We start from the raw sequence: 18405 nt of genomic DNA, 5'->3' as shown, positions 1-18405 counted from the left end.
TTGACGGAGGGATCGTGTGTTTTACGAAATATTGTATTAGAATAATAGTAGTATGTTGAAGAGCTGAAGGAGAGAGAGTCATGGAATATATACAAAAAGGCACGAGAGCGTTTCATAAAGCAAACTGGGCCTTATTTTTGGCAGGCTTTATTACTTTTGCAAATCTCTATATAACGCAGCCATTACTACCGACATTTGCAGATGTGTTTCACGTCTCGCCAGCTGTAGCAAGTTTATCTCTTTCTGTCACTACCTTTGCCTTAGCAGTGAGTTTAATTATTGTTAGTTCTTTATCAGAGGCATGGGGAAGAAAATCATTGATGACGATTTCTATTTTTGCAGCCTCTGTATTGACAGTGGCACTAGCGTTTTCACCTAACTTTGAAATAATTTTAGGATTGCGTGTGCTACAAGGCATCGTTTTTGCAGGTTTACCGGCAATTGCCATGGCTTATTTGGGGGAGGAAATGGAACCAGCAAGCTTAGGTGTTGCCATGGGCTTATACATTAGTGGTAATTCTGTGGGAGGGCTTAGTGGACGAGTCATTATCGGGACATTAACGGACCATTATAACTGGCATATAGGGATGATGGTGCTAGGAGGAATTAGCCTTTTTGTCAGTGTGTTGTTTGTCTGGATGCTGCCAAGCTCCAAGCATTTTAGCCCACGTCCTTTACAATTAAAAGCATTAACTAAAACGCTGTTGCAACATCTGAAGGACCCTTCTATGTTGTGTCTATATGGTATAGGATTTGTTCTAATGGGAAGCTTTGTCACACTTTATAACTATATTGGCTTTCAATTAATGGCCCCTCCCTATAATTTGAGCGCGACCATTGTAGGCTGGATATTTGTCATATACCTAGTAGGGACATTTAGTTCAGCATGGTTTGGTAGCCTAGCCGATCGTTACGGACGCCAACAAATGTTATTACTAGCCATTGCCATTATGTTGGCAGGAGCCATAGTAACACTCAATGGGCTCCTTACTTTAAAAATTATCGGCATTACGGTGTTTACCTTTGGCTTTTTTGCAGCTCATTCTATCGCGAGTGGCTGGGTGAGTAGACGGGCAACACATGATAAAGCGCAAGCATCATCCCTTTATTTATTTTTTTATTATGTTGGTTCGAGTGTTGGTGGGACAGTAGGTGGTGTTTTTTGGATGAAGTATGGCTGGGTAGGTGTGATCGCCATGATTGCTCTATTTTTACTAATTGCTTGCGTGTTATCTTTCTTATTGAAGGAATTGATTGCTAAGCAACATGCTATAACCACTCTATAGTACTAAATGATGTGAGGTGTCGTTTTGCAGGAATTACTTTTGTACTTTTTTATTATACTAACAGCTTCCATTTTGCAAACAAGTACGGGGTTTGGTTTTTCCATCATGGCCACCCCTTTTTTACTGTTGCTCTTTTCTCCGCAAGAGGCTATGCAAATAAATATCGTACTGTCCCTTGTTATTTCATGTTCTCTCATTTGGAAGGTGAGGCATGATATTGATGTCGCTTTGCTGAAGAAGATAATAATCGGTAGTGTTGTGGGCGCTCCTTTTGGCAGCATTTTATTTGCCTTAGTCGATGTCACGACATTTAAACTTATTATCGCCATCCTTTTAATAGGTCTTACGTTTCTCTTGATGAAAAATCTCTCCATTCAACAAACAAGTGGTAGAGATTATGGCGTTGGTTTAATCTCAGGAATGTTTACAACAAGTATTGGTATGGCAGGGCCGCCATTGTTGCTGTATTTTGCGAGCACTCATCGAAATAAGGAAACCATTAGAGCTATTTCACTAGCCTATTATATTTTTATCTATCTTATTAGTTTACTATCTCAAGTCACTGTTGAGGGCACAAGTAAACTGGTTTGGATTTATAGTCTGTATGCCTTGCCTATTGTTTTCATCGGCCTTATTTTGGGACAAATCTTGTTTACTAGGCTCAATCAAAAGCTATTTAGATCGTTAATTTATCTTCTTTTAGTAGCAGCAGGTATGATTTTATTGATACAAAGTATATGGACGATGCTATAAAAAAGAATGGAAGAGAATATTTATCTTCCATTCTCATAGTGTTGAAAAACAAAACGATTCATAGCATTTTTGTGAATGGTGAAAAAGGATTTCCGTTGGAGGCTATTTGCTTTCCTGTGGGCGAGCGCCGAGCTGTTTCCTCCGCTACCGCTCCGTTTAGAGGCTTGCCTGTCTCGCTATATAGTTAACCCATAATATTGTAGCCAGCATCGATGTAAATTGTTTCACCAGTTACACCACGTGAAAGGTGAGATAGCATAACAATCGTCATATCGGCTACTTCATCTTGTTGAACATTACGTTTTAATGGAGCTGTTTCTTCAATTTTGTGTAAAATGGTATTAAAAGAAGGTACACCTTTTGCAGCAAGTGTACGAATAGCTCCAGCTGAAATGGCATTGACACGAATATTATCCTGACCAATATCAGCAGCAAGATAGCGCATGGAAGCCTCTAATGCAGCCTTTGCTACACCCATAACATTATAGCCGTCAAGCACACGTTCAGCCCCTAAATAACTCATCGTGACAATAGAGCCACCTTCTGTCATATACGGATGAGCCGCTTTTGCTGTTGAAATAAGTGAATAAGCACTTGTATCTTGTGCAAATGCATAGCCTTCACGAGTTGTTTCAAGGAAGCGGTTGTGTAAGTCTTCGGCGTGGGCAAAAGCTACTGAATGCACAATACCATGAATAACGCCAACCTTTGAGCCGATTTCATCGAAAGCTGCTTTTGTACTGTCATCACTATTTACATCGCATTGCACGATGAGTGAATCAGAATGGCCAATTGTGTCTAATTGCTTTTGTAATTTCTTTAATGAGCGTTCTTGTCGATAGGTGAAAATAACATTTGCACCTACGTCAAATAAGCGTTTCGCAATGCCCCAAGCAATACTACGATCATTTGCTACACCCATAACTACAATGTTTTTATCTTTTAATTGTAATAAATTATCCATCATTATAAAGAACTCCTTTGCGAGATAATATCTGTTATTAGTACCAACTACTAAAATCTTATCATACATAAAATATCGTTGCAATAACAAGATGAAAAGAGAAGTCGTTTCATAAGCAAAAAAATTCATCTCTTTCTTATGAGAGACGAATTAAAGGTAGTCCTATTTTATTTGTTACCATGCTGTTCATATAGATATACTGCTCGATTAACAGCACTGCTGACGGTGATTCTAAAGCTATTTTGTGAGCGAATGACTTGAGCTAGTATTTTGATTGCTCTTGTTTGATCTCGGTGGAATGTAGCATTGTCTGTTTGAAAGTCATCCTCTAAATGAGCAAGAAAATATGGTTTTAGGTGTTGAGGGAGTAATAAATCAGCTTCAGAGCTTTTTTCAAGCGTATTGTACACCCACAGGTCTATTGCATTTCCTAATTGGAAAGCGACAAAATACTGTAAATCATCATTATCAAATTCTTTTGTTTTTTGAATTATTTGAATTTTTTTGAGCTCGTCTATTAAAAATGTATTGATGGAATAGTTAATTGCTTTAGAAGGATTGAGAATGAGTTCATCGGTGAACTGAGATTTTAAGAAAACCCAGTTGTTTAACACGATGGCCCATGAATCTAGTGTATTCAAACATTTAGCACAAACATCTGGAAAAACTGGTTGCCATTTAGCAGCAAGATTTTTAAATAAATTCATATGGTCTTGATTAATAAGAAATAAACTATGTTCAACTTGTAGCTGCTTAAACATTATCATTCCTCCAATAGATTGGTATGTATAGCAATAGACCATATGATTCTCTCTTGATGCAAATATTTAATACACATAAGAAGGCACCCAAAGTAGGATGCCTTTTAGGGTATACATTTACTTGAAGACTATTCGAATTTTAATGAATCGCCATCGAAAGTTTCGTCGGCTACTTTGATGGAGTCTGTTGGACAACCTTCAAAAGCATCTTGCATATCTTCTAATAGATCTTCTGGTACTTCAGCAGTTCCCATGTTATCATCTAAAATAACGAAGGCAATCCCTTCATCATCATAATCATAAATGTCTGGCGCTGCGGCTCCACATGCGCCACAGGCGATGCATGTATCTTTATCAACTATTGTGTATTTAGCCATTTTTTTCTCTCCTTTAACGATGTTCCTACAAAGCTTCATACTCATTTTAAAGATGTTTATCTTACATTTCAACTTAAATACTATTAAATTGGAGGAATTTGCGTCAATGTTTCATCAAATTTTATTGCAAATCTTTCAAAAACTCCATAAGGAGCGGACAATTTCGGCAGCCTATCATGTTCTAAGAGGAAAGCGTTCAGGCCAGACAATTCAAGATATTGGCCTTTTTCAGTTGCATCCATATTTTGGTCTGTTGCCGAAACTACCTCGTGCCACATTTGACGAGGCGGTTACCTTATTTATGCAATATAGTTGGTTAAACGTGCAGGAATCTGGTCATTTTTACATGGAAAAGCTAGGATTGCAGCGTGCACAGCAAACACCGACCTTTTTCTTTGATGGTTGGCATTATCGAGGGAATGAGCATGTGTTTTATGCAAGGCTTTCTCTCATTGTCCAAAGCTTGTCACATCAAACTGCAACAGTTCGTTCTTTTTCACCGATCAGTAGGGATCCAGTAATTCAAACATGGGTGCGCTCTTTTTTACAGGAGCATCATTACAAGGAAGGTCATTTGCAGCAACAATTAGTGGCAGAATGTACAAATGTACTCCAAACGATCCCTGTTTCAGATGTCAACAAACAGCTTGTTCTTTACCGCCTCAGTGGTTATCGATTACCCGGCTGGACTTGGCAACAGCTTGCATTTGAACGGAAGGAAAACGTGTTAGACAGTCAATTAGCATTTATAGAAACACTACATATATTATTAAATGAAGTGCAACAAAAATTAAATGATTACCCATTGCTTGGTCGAGTGGCTGAAGGATTAAAAGTGACAATTTTATTAACTGATTCTGCCCAGCAAACAGCACAGTTATATGAGCAAGGCTATTCAATGGAGGAAATTGTACAAAAGCGAAAATTAAAACAAAGTACAATTGAGGATCATTTTGTAGAATTAGCCATGTATGAACCGAACTTTTCTATTGGACCATTCGTCTCATATGAAGAAGCACAAAAAGTTTGGCAGGTATCCAAGCAATATCAAACAAAAAAATTGAAAATATTACATGAAGCATTAAATGACATGAGTTATTTTCAATTAAGGCTTGTCCTTGCGAAAGGAGAAGTTTAAATGGAACTTGAACAATTATTGCACAAGCATTTTGGTTATTCATCATTTCGACCAGGGCAGAAAGAAGTCATTGAAGCTTTGCTGCAAGAGCAAGATGTTATTGCCTTATTGCCGACAGGAATGGGGAAATCACTCTGCTACCAGCTCCCAGCCTATATATTAGAAAAGCCTGTCTTAATTGTGTCACCATTGCTTTCATTAATGCAGGATCAGGTAGAAGAGCTGAAGCGTTTTGGAGAAAAGAGAGTGATCGCTTTAAATTCTTTTTTATCCCAAACAGAAAAACGCTATGGACTACATTATCTAGAGCAGTATCGGTTTATCTTTACCTCACCAGAAATGTTATTACAGCAGCAGGTACAAGAGAAATTAGCGCAAATGAAGCTTGGCTTAATCGTAGTGGATGAAGCGCATTGTATATCGCAATGGGGCTTTGATTTTCGACCGGATTATTTACGAATTGGTGAATGGTTTTCGAGGGAAAATCGTCCGCCAATATTGGCCCTATCCGCCACAGCAACGGATAAGGTCGTTCGAGATATACGTGAGACCCTATCACTCAAGACGCCATTTGAATTTATGTATAATGTTGACCGCGCAAATATTCATTTAGGTCGTATAATAGTAGAGGAAAAGGCTGATAAAGCTAGGTGGCTCATGCAGCATATTAAAGAAACAGCAGGGCCAGGTATTTTGTATGTATCTTCACGCAAACGTGCGCAGCAATATAGTGAAGCCCTTTTACAAGCAGGTATTCGCACCGCAGCATACCATGCAGGCTATGGAGCAGAAGACCGTCAGTTTATTCAGCAGCAGTTTATAGATGGTGAACTGGATTGGATAGTCGCCACGAATGCTTTTGGTATGGGCATCAATAAACTTAATATACGTCAGGTTATACATGAATCGATGCCTGCCAACATAGCGAATTATATGCAGGAAATAGGTCGTGCAGGGCGTGATGGTCAGTCTGCACTTGCCATTTTGCTGTATAGTGAAGGGGATGAAGAGCTAGCGAAATTTGTTGTGACAGGTGATTTGCCGACACCACACCATGTTGATCGCTATCAGGAGCTGCTTTCCCAGCAAATACAGCCAACACAGATGCTGAAAAATGGTGAGCTGAGCGAGACAGCTTTTCGTGTGCTGGATTATTGGGTGCAACAAGAATCTAGTGAACAAGTGAAGGCTCGATTAAATCATTTAGCCCTAGAGAAATACAGTGCGGTGAACGAAATGCTAAAAATCATTCAGACAAAAGACTGTATTCGTGAACATTTAGTCGGGTATTTTGGGCAAAAATTGCAGAAAAAGCCGGAAAACTGTTGTGAAAATTGTGGAATCCATTATGATGAAATCAAGAAAACACGCTTACAAGAAGATAAGAAAATTGAAATGGTTTCGTGGGAAAGTCGATTGCAGCAACTTTTAATGGGTATTTAGACTAAAACTGACGGTCATTTACTTTTTTCGTAAAATTCGTCATAATAGACATGATAGAAAGCGTAGTAAGGTTGGGGGAAAGGCGAATGAATAAAGAAGATTATCGCGATAAAATAGAAGAACATCGTCAATCATTTGAAGATGAACAAAATGAACAGCAATCCTTATCAAGAGTTTCCAGAATGAATAAAAATGGCAATAAAAATAAAAAGCCAAAAAATACAAGACGGAAAACACCGTTAATGACGATTTTGTTTGTTATTTTTATCCTAATTCCATTAACAATTCTTATTTATTTTTGGAAATTTTATGAGCCAGGAAAAACGATTGAACAAGCTGAAAAAGATACAGCAGAACAGGTCGTCGAATTAGATCCTTCCGAGTCATCTGCATCTGATAAAGAGAAAGATAAAGGTAAGGGACAAGACGATCAAGGAGATAAAAAAGCACAGGAGCAATCTCAAAAAGATGCAGACAAATTAGCAGCTGAACAAAAGGCTGCGGAAGAAGCGAAAAAAGCTGAAGAAGCAAAAAAAGCTGAGGAAGCGAAAAAAGCCGAAGAAGCTAGAATAGCACAACAACAGGCAGAGGCAGCAAGAAAAGCAGAAGAGGCGAAAAAAGCCGAAGAAGCGAAACAAAATGCTAAAGCCACTACACATACTGTCAAAGCGAATGAGAACTTATACCGAATCGCATTGAATCATTATGGCGATGGTAGTGAGGCGACATTAGCTAAAATTCGTGCTTTCAATGGTATGTCTTCAAATACGGTCAGGGTTGGGCAAGTAATTAGGCTACCTTAATAAGATTTTTTAATGGTTATATAGTTTTTCTAGTATAAAATAACAGACAAACGTTCACACCAAAACGTACGTCTGATTTAGCGAAAAGGCGATTCTTCTTAAGAAATGAATCGCCTTTTTGCTGTCGTAAGGAGAAGTGAGGAAATGCTATATATAGGGCTATTTCTTTTAGTTGTCATCGCCTTTCTACTTTATATGTGGAAGGTAGCGCATGAAAATAATGTATTACATCACCAGCTTTCATTACACGGTGAACAGGAACAGGTACGATTATTTTTTATTTCAGATGTACATTTACGTAAAATAAATAAAAAAATGATTGCACAATTAGAGGGACATTTTGATGCTGTGATTATTGGTGGTGACTTTGCAGATAGCCGCACACCTATTGAACGGATTCATGAAAATTTGACTTTATTAAAGTCTATCGCACCAATCTATTTTGTGTGGGGCAATAATGACAGAGAAATTGGAGAAGAAAGGCTAAAGGACATTTTACAGGCCTATCAGGTTCAAATCATTGTCAATGATGCTGTGCTACTTCCTGTAAAAAATCGTTTTTGGTTAAGTGCAATTGAAGATACAACAGTGAAAGAATATAGCTTTGAAAAGGCCTTTGAAAAGGTAGGAGAGCAGGATTTAGTTGTTTTCATTGCACATAACCCAGGTGTTTTTGCCAAAGTTCGAGCAAAGTTCCGAGCAGATTTAATGATGGGGGGACATTTACATGGGGGGCAGATTCGATTCGGTCCTTATGGTGTTCATCCCAACGGTTCCTATCGACAGCGTGATGGTGTCATGACCTTAGTAAGTAATGGCTATGGCACGACATTAGTGCCTTTTCGACTTGGCGCAAAACCTCAATGTCATATTATTGACATTGATATTTCGAGTAAATAACCAACCAATTCTTGTGAGAAGGCGTATAATAAAAAGGTATCGTCTATTCTATAATTATGTGAAAGCATGAAGCAGCAACTAATGCTGTTCAAATTCGATTGGAGTGTCAAGAAATGCAGCAAGCAGATGCAATTATTGTTGGAGGTGGCCCATGTGGCTTAGCAGCAGCAATAGCTTTGCAAAATATTGGATTACAACCTATTGTGATCGAAAAGGGCAATATCGTGAATGCCATCTATCACTATCCTACACATCAAACTTTTTTCAGTACAAGTGAACGTTTAGCTATTGGTGACGTACCTTTTATTATTGAAGGCCGTAAACCAAAACGAAACCAAGCACTTGTTTACTATCGAGAGGTTGTCCGCTTGAAAAATATACAAGTAAATCGCTTTGAAAAAGTGCAAAGTGTTGTGAAAAATAACGATGTGTTCACTGTCACATCTGATAAAGATACGTATGAAACGCCGTATGTAGTAATTGCAACGGGCTATTACGATCACCCGAATTATATAAATATTAAGGGTGAACAGTTACCCAAAGTATTCCATTACTTTAAAGAGGGACATGAATTTTTTGATACGGATGTACTTGTTATTGGTGGCAAAAATTCAGCTATAGATGCTGCGTTGGAATTAAATAAAGCAGGCGCTCGTGTAACAGTTGTCTATCGTGGTAGTGAATATTCTTCAAGCATTAAACCGTGGGTCTTACCTGAATTTGAAGGGGTAGTCAAAACGGGAGAAGTTGATATGCGTTTTAATACGAATGTGCTAGAAATTCGTGAGCATGAAGTGGTTTTAGAAGTAGCTGGGCAAGAGCAAGTAGTAAAAAATGATTTCGTTTTTGCTATGACTGGCTACCATCCAGATCACACTTTTGTCAAAGCGATGGGCGTTGAGATTGATGAAGAAACAGGGCGTCCTTTTGTTACGCCAGAAACGATGGAAACTAATGTCGAGGGCTTATTCATTGCGGGAGTTATTGCAGCAGGGAATAATGCCAATGAAATTTTTATCGAAAATGGGCGTTTCCATGGTGAATGTATTGCTCGAATTATTGAGCAAAGAAAAAAATAATGACCGAGGCTGTATAGGCATCTAGCTTATACAGCCTTTTTAGTAAGGAGGAATCACATTGATTGGGTTGTACTGGGCCCTTAGCTATTTAATGGGAAACTTCATGACAGCTTATTTCGTTGGTAAGGTGTATGGTGTCAATTTGCAGGCAGAGCGTAGTAAAAACTTGGGCGCACGTAATGCGGGAAATGTTATTGGAAAAGCGGCTTTTGTTTGGACTTTTCTTGGTGATGCACTGAAAGGAGTACTAGTCGTTTGGTTAGGGTATTTGTGGCAATTAGAAGAATGGGTCATGATTGGTGGAGCTGCATGGGTGATAGCCGGACATTTATTTCCTATCTGGTTGAAATTTAATGGCGGAAAAGGTGTGGCTACTTTTATCGGTGTTGGAATCGCCTTATCACCGAGCCTATTTTTATGGATGATTATTGGTACCATGCTTTCACTTGTCTTTACACGAAGTTTGACACTTAGTATGGTTGGAGGCTTTATTTTCTATATAGGAGCTATTATTCAGGCGGGGAAATTAGAGCCATATGGACTGCTCATTATAGCAATCATGTGCATGCTCATCAAGCATATGTCTAATATTCAGGAATCGTTAAAAAGGAGGAAGTGAAGAGATGTATTGGTGTAAAATTGCCCAAACAAATGCCGAGTTTGAGGCTATCGCTCGATTGAATTATGAAACATTTGTTGAAGAGATTCCACAGCATGAAGCGAATTCGACAAGAATAAAAGTTGATCGATTTCATCAGGAGAATACATATGTCGTTGTGTATAAGGAAACAGAATTAATTGGAATGGTCGCGTTTAGAGATCAACGACCGTTCTCGATTGATGAAAAAATTGGCGAGATTGAGGGATATTTACCTAAAGAAAATTGTGTGAAACCTTGCGAAATTCGATTACTTTCAGTGAAAAAGGGTTATCGAACGGGGCGGGTACTATTGAAACTTACACAAGCTTTAACTACCTTTGCCTACGAAAAAGGCTATACAGCAGCAGTAATTTCAGGGACAACAAGAGAAGAAAAGCTGTATAAGCAGATGGGCTTTAAACAATTTGCACCAGCTGTAGGAGCAAAAGATGCAATATTTTTACCGATGGTGCTAACAAGACATGAATTTGAACAATCATTACAACATAGACTAGCGACGGAACAGTTTACATTTTATCCAGGACCTGTGAAGCAATTGGAGATGAGTAATTATTCAGATTTATCGCACCGATCGTTACCATTTTATGCACTTTATGAACGAGTGCAAAAAAAGCTACTGCATTTATCGAATGCCAATTATATTGGTGTAATCGTTGGTACGGGGACATTGGCAAATGATGTGATGCTGGCCCAATTAAAGGCGCAACAATTAGGGAAAGGGCTTATTTTAACAAATGGTGAATTTGGCGAACGTTTACGGAAGCAGGCTACTCGCTGGTCATTATCGTTTGATGTAGTGGAGAAAGACTGGGGGACAGCGTTTGATGGAGATGAGGTGGCGTCACTGCTTGAAACGGGGGCTTATCAGTGGATGCTAGCAGTGCAGGGTGAGACTTCCACAGGGACTTGTAATGATTTAGAGCATTTGAGTGAGCTAGCTAGGCAATACCATGTAAAGCTATGTATAGATAGTATCAGTACGTTTGGTGCCATGCCATTTTCTTTACAAGACTGTTATTTGGCTACAGCAGTGAGTGGCAAAGCCATCGGTGCGTTAAGCGGGCTAGCATTTGTGTTTTCACAATCCCTTGTACCACCAGCTGCTACATTACCTGCTTATCTTGATTTAGCAAATTATCAGCAAGGTGCCATACCATTTACACTACCTGCAATGTTATTGGGTAATGTTGAGGTGGCATTACAAGCCTATCCAGCACGCTATGAGCAGCTACAGCAACGCTTTCAGGCACTGCTGCAGCTTCCCATCATGCAATATCAATACCGAACAGTCCACTATCCAATGCTTGTAACTGTTCGATTGCCAAGTACTTATTCTAACCTACCCATTGATCTAGCATTAAATGGGCTATTGGTTCATGGTGAAAGTCATTATTTACAACAAAGGGGATTCATTCAATTTTCCGTAATACAACCAGATTTCGACGAAGCCTTAGCTCGTCTTCGTGAAATATTGTACTACTATGAACAAGTGATAGCGGCAGAGCAAAGTACCAGCTAAAAATATATTGCCTTTACAGGAAAAAGTCCTTTAAGTTAATAGGCGTGCCTGTAGTGTTTAGACCTATTAACAATTTTAAGCGTGCCTTTTGGCCATTAATACCTGTGGCGAAAATTGCACCTAAGTCTTCCAGCATTTTCCCTCCACCAATGTAGCCATAAACACCCTCTGCAATCCCATTGAAGCAGCGGGATACGAGCACTACTGGAATGTCTCGCTGTAAAAGGCTTTCAATTCCTTTTACTACAGATGGAGGGACATTCCCTTGACCTAGTCCTTCCAGTACGACGCCATCATATTTGCATGCAAGCACGATATCTAGTAAATCTTCCTCCATTCCAGCATACACTTTTAACATCGCCACGCGCTTGGATAAATTGTTAACATCTACATATTGTCGACGAATGGGTGCATGATGGAATAGGATACGTGATTTTGTAATTAATCCAATCGGCCCATACTGTGGAGATTGGAAAGTATTCACTGAGCTCGTGCTTGTTTTAGTTGTGTTAACAGCAAGATGAACCTCATCATTCATGACAACAAGTACCCCTTTATTACGTGCTTCTTCATCGACGGCTACTCGGACTGCTTCCACTAAATTATAAATGCCATCTGCCCCTAGTTCGTTAGAAGAGCGCATGGCACCTGTCAGTACAATGGGGATGTCTAAGTTCGTTGTTAGCTCTAAGAAATAGGCAGTTTCTTCTAAAGTATCCGTACCATGTGTGATGACAACACCATCGATTGGCTGTGCTGTCATTTGCTCCATAATCACGTTGCGCAATTGTAGCATTTCCTTCGGTGTGATATGTGGAGAAGGAAGGTTAAAAGCTTCTATTTCGATGATGTTTGCAAGTGAAGCTAGTTTATTACTTTCCTTCATAAGGGGATTTTCTTCATTCGGCATGACTGCTCCTTCAGCACTCATAGCCATGGAGATTGTGCCGCCAGTATGAATTAATAAAATTGTTTTTTTCATAAAAAATAAAATCTCCTTTTAAAAAGTTTTTTTGTCATTACATGGTATAATAATAGCAGTCTAATTGTTGAAAGGAGCCGGCATCATGATCATTTTATTATCTGCTGCCATTGCTCCCGGTCTAGCGCTTTTTAGTTATTTCTATTTGCGCAATCAGATGGCTACGGAGCCAAGAAGAACTTTACTACAAACGTTTTTATACGGTGCATTCTTAACGTTCCCAATCATGTTTTTACAGTATGTATTAACAGAGGAAGGGGTTTTTCGATATCTTTATCTTCAAGACGTTCTTTTTTCTAGTGTCATTGAAGAGTTTTTTAAATGGTTTGTGCTATTAATTGCAATCTATAATCATGTAGAATTTGATGACCCATACGATGGTATATTATATGGTGCCAGCATATCACTTGGTTTTGCTACGATTGAAAATGTTCTCTATTTACTGTCCTTTGGCTTGGACACGGCATTCATGCGAGCCTTATTACCAGTATCGAGCCATGCATTGTTTGGTGTCGTAATGGGCTATTATTATGGACGGGCTAAGTTTTCAAAGCTTGTTAAGACGAAAGAAATGATTGCTATGGCGCTCTGTGCACCAGTTGTACTTCACATTCTATACAATACAATATTATCATTCAAAGGTCACTGGGTTTATTTAATGATACCTTTTATGTTGTTTTTATGGTGGTTTGGCTTGCGCAAAGTAAAACTTGCTCATTACCATCTGGTACAACATCTCCATATGCAAAAGAAAATTTAAAGCGTAGAAATCGTCAAAGATTTCTACGCTTTATTTCTGTTTTAGCATGTATAAATTACTCCTTTTGTTTCAAGCTATAAAAAAAAGGAGTGATAAAAGTGCGTTTAGTAAGCATACTTTTTGCTTTGATATTAGGAATTAGTATAATTGCAATTCCTCAAAATGATGCCAATGCATTTAGCGATCAGCAAATTACTCGTGGTGCCTATGGAGATGATGTTATTGAATTACAGGCTAGGCTACAATACTTAGGTTTTTATAAGAGTAAAATTGATGGCAAATTTGGCTATAACACATACTGGGCTTTGCGTAATTTCCAAGAGAATTATGGTTTACCAGTAGATGGGATTGCCGGCACTAAGACAAAAAAAGCATTAGCAGGCAATTCTGATTATGATGAAAAATGGGTTAAGGCACAATTAAATGCAGGAAATCAATTTACTTACTATGGCGGTAAGCCACTTGATCAACAAGTTAAAAAAGGCACTGGCGGTGGTAATAGCAGTGGAAGTAGCAATAAGAATGGTACACAGACACAGGTTCCACCAAAATATACGGAACGAGATTTACAATTAATAGCCAATGCCGTTTATGGAGAAGCTAGGGGAGAACCTTATGAGGGGCAAGTAGCAGTAGCGGCCGTTATTTTGAACCGCTTGGAAAGCCCAGATTTCCCGAATACTATTTCAGGTATTATCTTCCAACCGTTAGCGTTTACAGCAGTAGCAGATGGTCAAATTTGGCTAGAACCAAATGAACGTGCAAAAGAAGCTGTTATTGATGCTATGAACGGCTGGGACCCATCTGAAAATGCATTGTATTATTTCAATCCTAAAACAGCAACAAGTAAATGGATTTGGTCACGCCCACAAATTAAACAAATAGGAGAGCATATTTTCTGTTCATAGGAAGGAGGAACATAGATGAAAACTTGGCTCGTGGTCTTAACAATCGCTGTCATTGGATTAGGAGCATATAGTATTAATTTACATGGAGATAAAGAAGATTTACAACGTACCGTGCTCGCACAGTATACAGATAAGTTAACAGATGCTTCTGAAAAACTGTCCCATCTTCAGCGTTCAGTATCGCAATCCCTCTTGTTTCAAGACGAGCAGGCGATTCACAATGAGCTAGACTCAGTTTGGCGTTTAAGCTCAGAAGTTCGTTCTTCTATTGCAAATATTCCTATTGGACAAGAATTATCGAATCAATGGATGAATTACTTAGGGAGACTTGGCGATGAAGCTAAAAGAACAGCAAAAACAGGTGATTATGATGCTTGGCGTGAAAAGATGCCACAGGTGTCAACCAATTTACAGTCTCTTTCTGATGAATGGACAGCTGCAACCGTTGATTTTTATAAGCATGATGGAAAAATGGATATTTGGCTACAGCAAGTAGATAATAAAAATCCAAATACACAATTTGATACTGTGAAAGATACGTTAAAAGGCTATGGTGAAAAGGATTTCCCATTAACTTTATCTGAATCTGATTGGCAGAAAAAAATTGAGTTAAAGGCATTGCAGGATGCCGTTATTACCGAAAAAGAAGCACTAGAAAAAGTGAAATATTTATTCCCAGTCATTAAAGATGCTACATTCACTGTCACAAAAAGTAGTGATACAGCACCATATCCTTTCTATCATATCCAATTCCACCAAGGGATACGTCTAGGGTATGTTGATTTAACAGAAAAGGGTGGCCATTTATTATCCTATTTAGTAGAACGACCTGTTGATGAAGCTAAGCTATCACAAGAAGAAGTTCTTAAAAAGGCACAAGATTATGTTAAGAAATTAGGCATGAAGGATGTAGCCTATGTGGAATCACGTGAAAACCACCAAGCATGGCATGTGACATTTGCCCGTGTAAATCCAGGCGATAATGCGTTAATTTATGCTGACGGTGTGCAATTAAAATTAGCGAAAGATACAGGTGAGCTATTAGGTGCTAATGCGATGGAATATATTCAAGAAGAGAATATCAAACCGCAAACCGCTAAGCCTATTGATTGGAAAACGTTCTTCCAGGACGATATTCAAGTACAAGAAGTAAAAAATATTTATACAGACAATGGACAATTTGAACAACGTCTTTGCTATGAGGTCATTGCATTACGTGACGGAAATACACAAGAAACATTCCGAATCGTTATTGATGCGGAAAATCACAACGTATTAAAAGTAGAATATCTCACTTAGTAATAAGAAAATACTACCAATTTTTATAGCCAAAATAAACATCTCATGAGATAATTAAACTATAATTTTCGTACGGGGAGATGCTCATGGAAATAAAAATTGGTACACAATTACAACTTGAACCTACTTATACTGAGCGTGTGGAGAAATTCCAATGTAAAGTGGTAGAGCAGCAAGACAATATTCTTTATATCGACTATCCAGTTAATACGGCAACGAAGAAAACGGCGTTTTTAATAGATGGCTCAGAATTTAGAGCGACTTTTCGAACCGAAGATAAACATTCCTTTGCTTTTAAAACAGAGGTCATTGGTCGTAAAGCAGGTAATATACCGATGATTATGTTGCATTGTCCAAAGCCGGAGGAATTTATAAAAATTCAACGACGAGAATATGTCCGAGTGGAAACACCAGTGGATGTAGCGGTCCAATTCAAGGATCATAAATATCAACTTGTGTCAGCAGACATTAGCGCAGGAGGCTTGGCAATCATCTTGAAGGGAACAGTAGCTTTCAAAGATGATGATGAGGTAAAATTAACGATTGCATTGCCGTTTACTAATGGAGAAGTCAAATACGTTATTACAGAAGCTACCGTCGTGCGCATTTTTGAAAAAGAGGGTAAACGCATTGCGACAATCCAGCTAACGGATACAGATGACGTCGACCAACAGCATATTGTGCGTTTTTGCTTTGAGCGTCAATTAGTCAATCGTCGTAAGGAATTGAATCCATTTAATGTTTAATGTTCATGATGAATATTTTTATTTAGCCCTCTCCTAGCAGAGGGCTTTTTTTAGGTTATATGGTACAATAAAAAGCGATAGAAAGTAGGGAAGAATATGAAAAAAAACATTCAAATTGCGATAGACGGACCGGCTGGTGCTGGTAAAAGTACAATCGCGAAAATTGTTGCAGAAGCACTTGGATTTACTTATATTGACACAGGTGCAATGTATCGAGCAGTTACGTATAAAGCGATGCAACAAAACATACATTTAAATGATGAAGCAAAATTAGCAGAGATGCTAGCGGCTAGCACAATCGAATTGAAACCATCCCAACAGGGACAGCTAGTCTTTTTAGATGGTCACGATGTGACAGCGGAAATACGCTCAAATGAAGTCACTTCATCCGTTTCTCAAGTTGCTGCCCATGCGAAAGTTCGTGAGCTATTGGTTGCGCAACAGCAAAAGCTGGCAGCTAGTGGTGGAGTTGTCATGGATGGTCGTGATATTGCGACACATGTATTAAAACATGCAGAGCTTAAGATTTTTATGTCTGCAACAGTAGAAGAACGTGCTAGACGTCGATTAATTGATAATCAAAAAAGAGGAATTGACTCCTCTCTTGAAAAACTTCAAGAAGAAATTGCGCTCCGTGATAAAAAAGATAGTGAGCGTGAAGCATCGCCACTGATTCAAGCGGAAGATGCCCTATTTTTAGATACGACAGCATTATCCATTGATGATGCAGCACAAGCTATTTTAAAATTAGCAGAAGAAAAAATGCTATAAATCCTAAAATTTCAGACATTTTTAGAATTTAAAGGATTTATTTTTGTCTTTGTCTTCAATATCGAATAAAATAGTAAGGGAAGATGCGAAGGAGGGTTACATATGTCTGAAGAAATGAACTATGCAGAACAAACGTTTAACGAAGGTGATATCGTCAAAGGTATTGCAGCGCAAGTTGATGAAAAGGCAGTATCTGTGTCAATTCCAGGTGCACCGTTTGATGGAATTGTACCGATTAGTGAATTATCAAGCTTACACATTGAGAAAGCTTCTGATGTCATCTCTGTAGGGGATGAATTAGAGTTGATGATTACAAAGGTTGAAGAAGAGAACTTTGTCTTATCAAAACGTAAAGTTGATGCTTTAAAAGCATGGGATACACTTGAGCAGCAATTTGCCGCAGAGGAAATTTTCGAAGCGGAAGTAAAGGATATTGTTAAAGGTGGTCTTGTCGTAGATTTAGGTGTACGTGGCTTTGTACCAGCATCCCTTGTAGAAGACTACTTTGTTGATGATTTTGAAGGCTATAAAGGCAAAACATTAAGCTTCAAAATTGTTGAGCTGGATAAGGACAAAAATCGCCTTATCTTATCACACCGTGCAGTAGTAGAAGCGGAAAAAGCTTCTCAAAAGAAAAATGTCATCAATCAAATTAAAGCTGGCGAGGTATTAGATGGTAAAGTACAGCGTTTAGCATCATTTGGCGCATTTATCGACCTTGGCGGTATTGATGGCCTTGTACACATTTCACAAGTGTCACATGAGCATGTGAATGATGTGAGCGAGGTTTTAGCTGAAGGACAAGACGTCAAAGTAAAAGTTCTGTCAGTGGACCCAGAAAATGAACGTATTTCATTATCCATCAAAGAAACGATGCCAGGACCTTGGTCAAGTATCGAAGAACGTGCAGCGAAAGGCACTATTTTAGATGGTCGAGTGAAGCGTCTTACTTCATTTGGTGCATTTGTGGAAGTATTCCCAGGTGTGGAAGGCTTAGTGCATATTTCACAAATCGCACATAAGCATATTAACACGCCACATGAAGCGTTAAAAGAGGGACAAGAAGTACAAGTAAAAGTGCTTGATGTCAATGCTGAAGAAGGCCGCTTAGCGCTAAGCATTAAAGAATTACTAGAAAATCCCGAAGCAGAAGAAGTGATCGACTATGAATTACCTGAAGAAAACACAGGTTTCTCATTTGGCGATGTGATTGGCGATCAACTAAAAAACTTTAAATAATAATGTATGGAGCGAG

19 protein-coding genes are annotated in these 18405 nt (G+C 38.7%); 15 read left to right on the top strand and 4 right to left on the bottom strand.

What is annotated here, in order from left to right; genetic code table 11:
- Nucleotides 1-80: 80 nt before the first annotated feature.
- Nucleotides 81-1286 (top strand): MFS transporter, encoded by a 1206-nt coding sequence (locus tag CRI88_RS01100; protein ID WP_058844232.1) that lies wholly within the window; start codon nt 81-83, stop codon nt 1284-1286.
- A 24-nt stretch (nt 1287-1310) separates the two neighbouring features.
- A complete protein-coding gene (locus CRI88_RS01095; RefSeq protein WP_101966340.1) occupies nt 1311-2039 on the top strand; it encodes a sulfite exporter TauE/SafE family protein in 729 nt (242 codons plus the stop codon).
- A 184-nt stretch (nt 2040-2223) separates the two neighbouring features.
- Here CRI88_RS01095 and CRI88_RS01085 read toward each other — a convergent pair whose 3' ends face one another.
- The 3 genes from CRI88_RS01085 to CRI88_RS01075 form a co-directional block, all read right to left on the bottom strand.
- On the bottom strand, nt 2224-3006 hold the full coding sequence (locus CRI88_RS01085) for an enoyl-ACP reductase FabI (protein WP_080717138.1): 783 nt from the start codon (nt 3004-3006) through the stop codon (nt 2224-2226).
- Between the two features lie 164 nt (nt 3007-3170).
- Nucleotides 3171-3764, bottom strand: coding sequence for a hypothetical protein (locus tag CRI88_RS01080; protein ID WP_101966338.1), 594 nt, complete (start codon nt 3762-3764; stop codon nt 3171-3173).
- A 128-nt stretch (nt 3765-3892) separates the two neighbouring features.
- Entirely contained in the window at nt 3893-4141 is a 249-nt protein-coding gene (locus CRI88_RS01075) for a ferredoxin (protein WP_004232564.1), read from the bottom strand.
- Between the two features lie 106 nt (nt 4142-4247).
- Here CRI88_RS01075 and CRI88_RS01070 point away from each other — a divergent pair, with 106 nt between their 5' ends.
- From CRI88_RS01070 to CRI88_RS01040, 7 genes are all read left to right on the top strand, one after another.
- Nucleotides 4248-5279, top strand: coding sequence for a YpbB family protein (locus CRI88_RS01070; protein WP_036126810.1), 1032 nt, complete (start codon nt 4248-4250; stop codon nt 5277-5279).
- Nucleotides 5280-6722 carry a RecQ family ATP-dependent DNA helicase gene (locus tag CRI88_RS01065; protein ID WP_101966337.1) on the top strand — a complete coding sequence of 481 codons (1443 nt, stop codon included), beginning with the start codon at nt 5280-5282 and terminating at the stop codon, nt 6720-6722.
- Nucleotides 6723-6808: 86 nt separating this feature from the next.
- Nucleotides 6809-7525: a LysM peptidoglycan-binding domain-containing protein gene (locus CRI88_RS01060; RefSeq protein ID WP_036126804.1), complete on the top strand. Its 717-nt coding sequence runs from the start codon at nt 6809-6811 to the stop codon at nt 7523-7525.
- 144 nt (nt 7526-7669) lie between these two features.
- Nucleotides 7670-8425 carry a metallophosphoesterase gene (locus CRI88_RS01055; protein ID WP_036126801.1) on the top strand — a complete coding sequence of 252 codons (756 nt, stop codon included), beginning with the start codon at nt 7670-7672 and terminating at the stop codon, nt 8423-8425.
- A 113-nt stretch (nt 8426-8538) separates the two neighbouring features.
- Nucleotides 8539-9504: a YpdA family putative bacillithiol disulfide reductase gene (locus CRI88_RS01050; protein ID WP_036126799.1), complete on the top strand. Its 966-nt coding sequence runs from the start codon at nt 8539-8541 to the stop codon at nt 9502-9504.
- Between the two features lie 58 nt (nt 9505-9562).
- On the top strand, nt 9563-10123 hold the full coding sequence (locus CRI88_RS01045; protein WP_101966336.1) for a glycerol-3-phosphate acyltransferase: 561 nt from the start codon (nt 9563-9565) through the stop codon (nt 10121-10123).
- Between the two features lie 4 nt (nt 10124-10127).
- Nucleotides 10128-11684 (top strand): aminotransferase class V-fold PLP-dependent enzyme, encoded by a 1557-nt coding sequence (locus tag CRI88_RS01040; protein WP_058844238.1) that lies wholly within the window; start codon nt 10128-10130, stop codon nt 11682-11684.
- Nucleotides 11685-11697: 13 nt separating this feature from the next.
- Here CRI88_RS01040 and CRI88_RS01035 read toward each other — a convergent pair whose 3' ends face one another.
- Nucleotides 11698-12666, bottom strand: coding sequence for an asparaginase (locus CRI88_RS01035; RefSeq protein ID WP_101966335.1), 969 nt, complete (start codon nt 12664-12666; stop codon nt 11698-11700).
- An 85-nt stretch (nt 12667-12751) separates the two neighbouring features.
- Between CRI88_RS01035 and prsW the strand changes: the two genes are divergently transcribed.
- From prsW to rpsA, 6 genes are all read left to right on the top strand, one after another.
- Nucleotides 12752-13426: a glutamic-type intramembrane protease PrsW gene (gene prsW, locus CRI88_RS01030; RefSeq protein WP_036126792.1), complete on the top strand. Its 675-nt coding sequence runs from the start codon at nt 12752-12754 to the stop codon at nt 13424-13426.
- Nucleotides 13427-13524: 98 nt separating this feature from the next.
- Nucleotides 13525-14334: a spore cortex-lytic enzyme gene (gene sleB, locus CRI88_RS01025; protein WP_036126789.1), complete on the top strand. Its 810-nt coding sequence runs from the start codon at nt 13525-13527 to the stop codon at nt 14332-14334.
- Nucleotides 14335-14349: 15 nt separating this feature from the next.
- Nucleotides 14350-15633: a PepSY1/2 domain-containing protein gene (locus tag CRI88_RS01020; RefSeq protein ID WP_036126787.1), complete on the top strand. Its 1284-nt coding sequence runs from the start codon at nt 14350-14352 to the stop codon at nt 15631-15633.
- An 86-nt stretch (nt 15634-15719) separates the two neighbouring features.
- Nucleotides 15720-16379 (top strand): flagellar brake protein, encoded by a 660-nt coding sequence (locus CRI88_RS01015; protein WP_058844239.1) that lies wholly within the window; start codon nt 15720-15722, stop codon nt 16377-16379.
- Between the two features lie 96 nt (nt 16380-16475).
- Nucleotides 16476-17150 (top strand): (d)CMP kinase, encoded by a 675-nt coding sequence (cmk, locus tag CRI88_RS01010; RefSeq protein ID WP_058844240.1) that lies wholly within the window; start codon nt 16476-16478, stop codon nt 17148-17150.
- Between the two features lie 102 nt (nt 17151-17252).
- Complete coding sequence (gene rpsA / locus CRI88_RS01005) at nt 17253-18389, top strand: 30S ribosomal protein S1 (RefSeq protein WP_058844241.1); 1137 nt, start codon at nt 17253-17255, stop codon at nt 18387-18389.
- The last annotated feature ends 16 nt before the right edge of the window (nt 18390-18405 follow it).

Origin of the sequence: Lysinibacillus fusiformis, from assembly GCF_002845985.1 — a bacterium.
In the GTDB taxonomy this organism is placed as follows: Bacteria; Bacillota; Bacilli; order Bacillales_A; family Planococcaceae; genus Lysinibacillus; species Lysinibacillus fusiformis_D.
The sequence above is the reverse complement of the archived record's forward strand: the minus strand, read 5'-3'. Positions and strand labels throughout refer to the sequence as shown.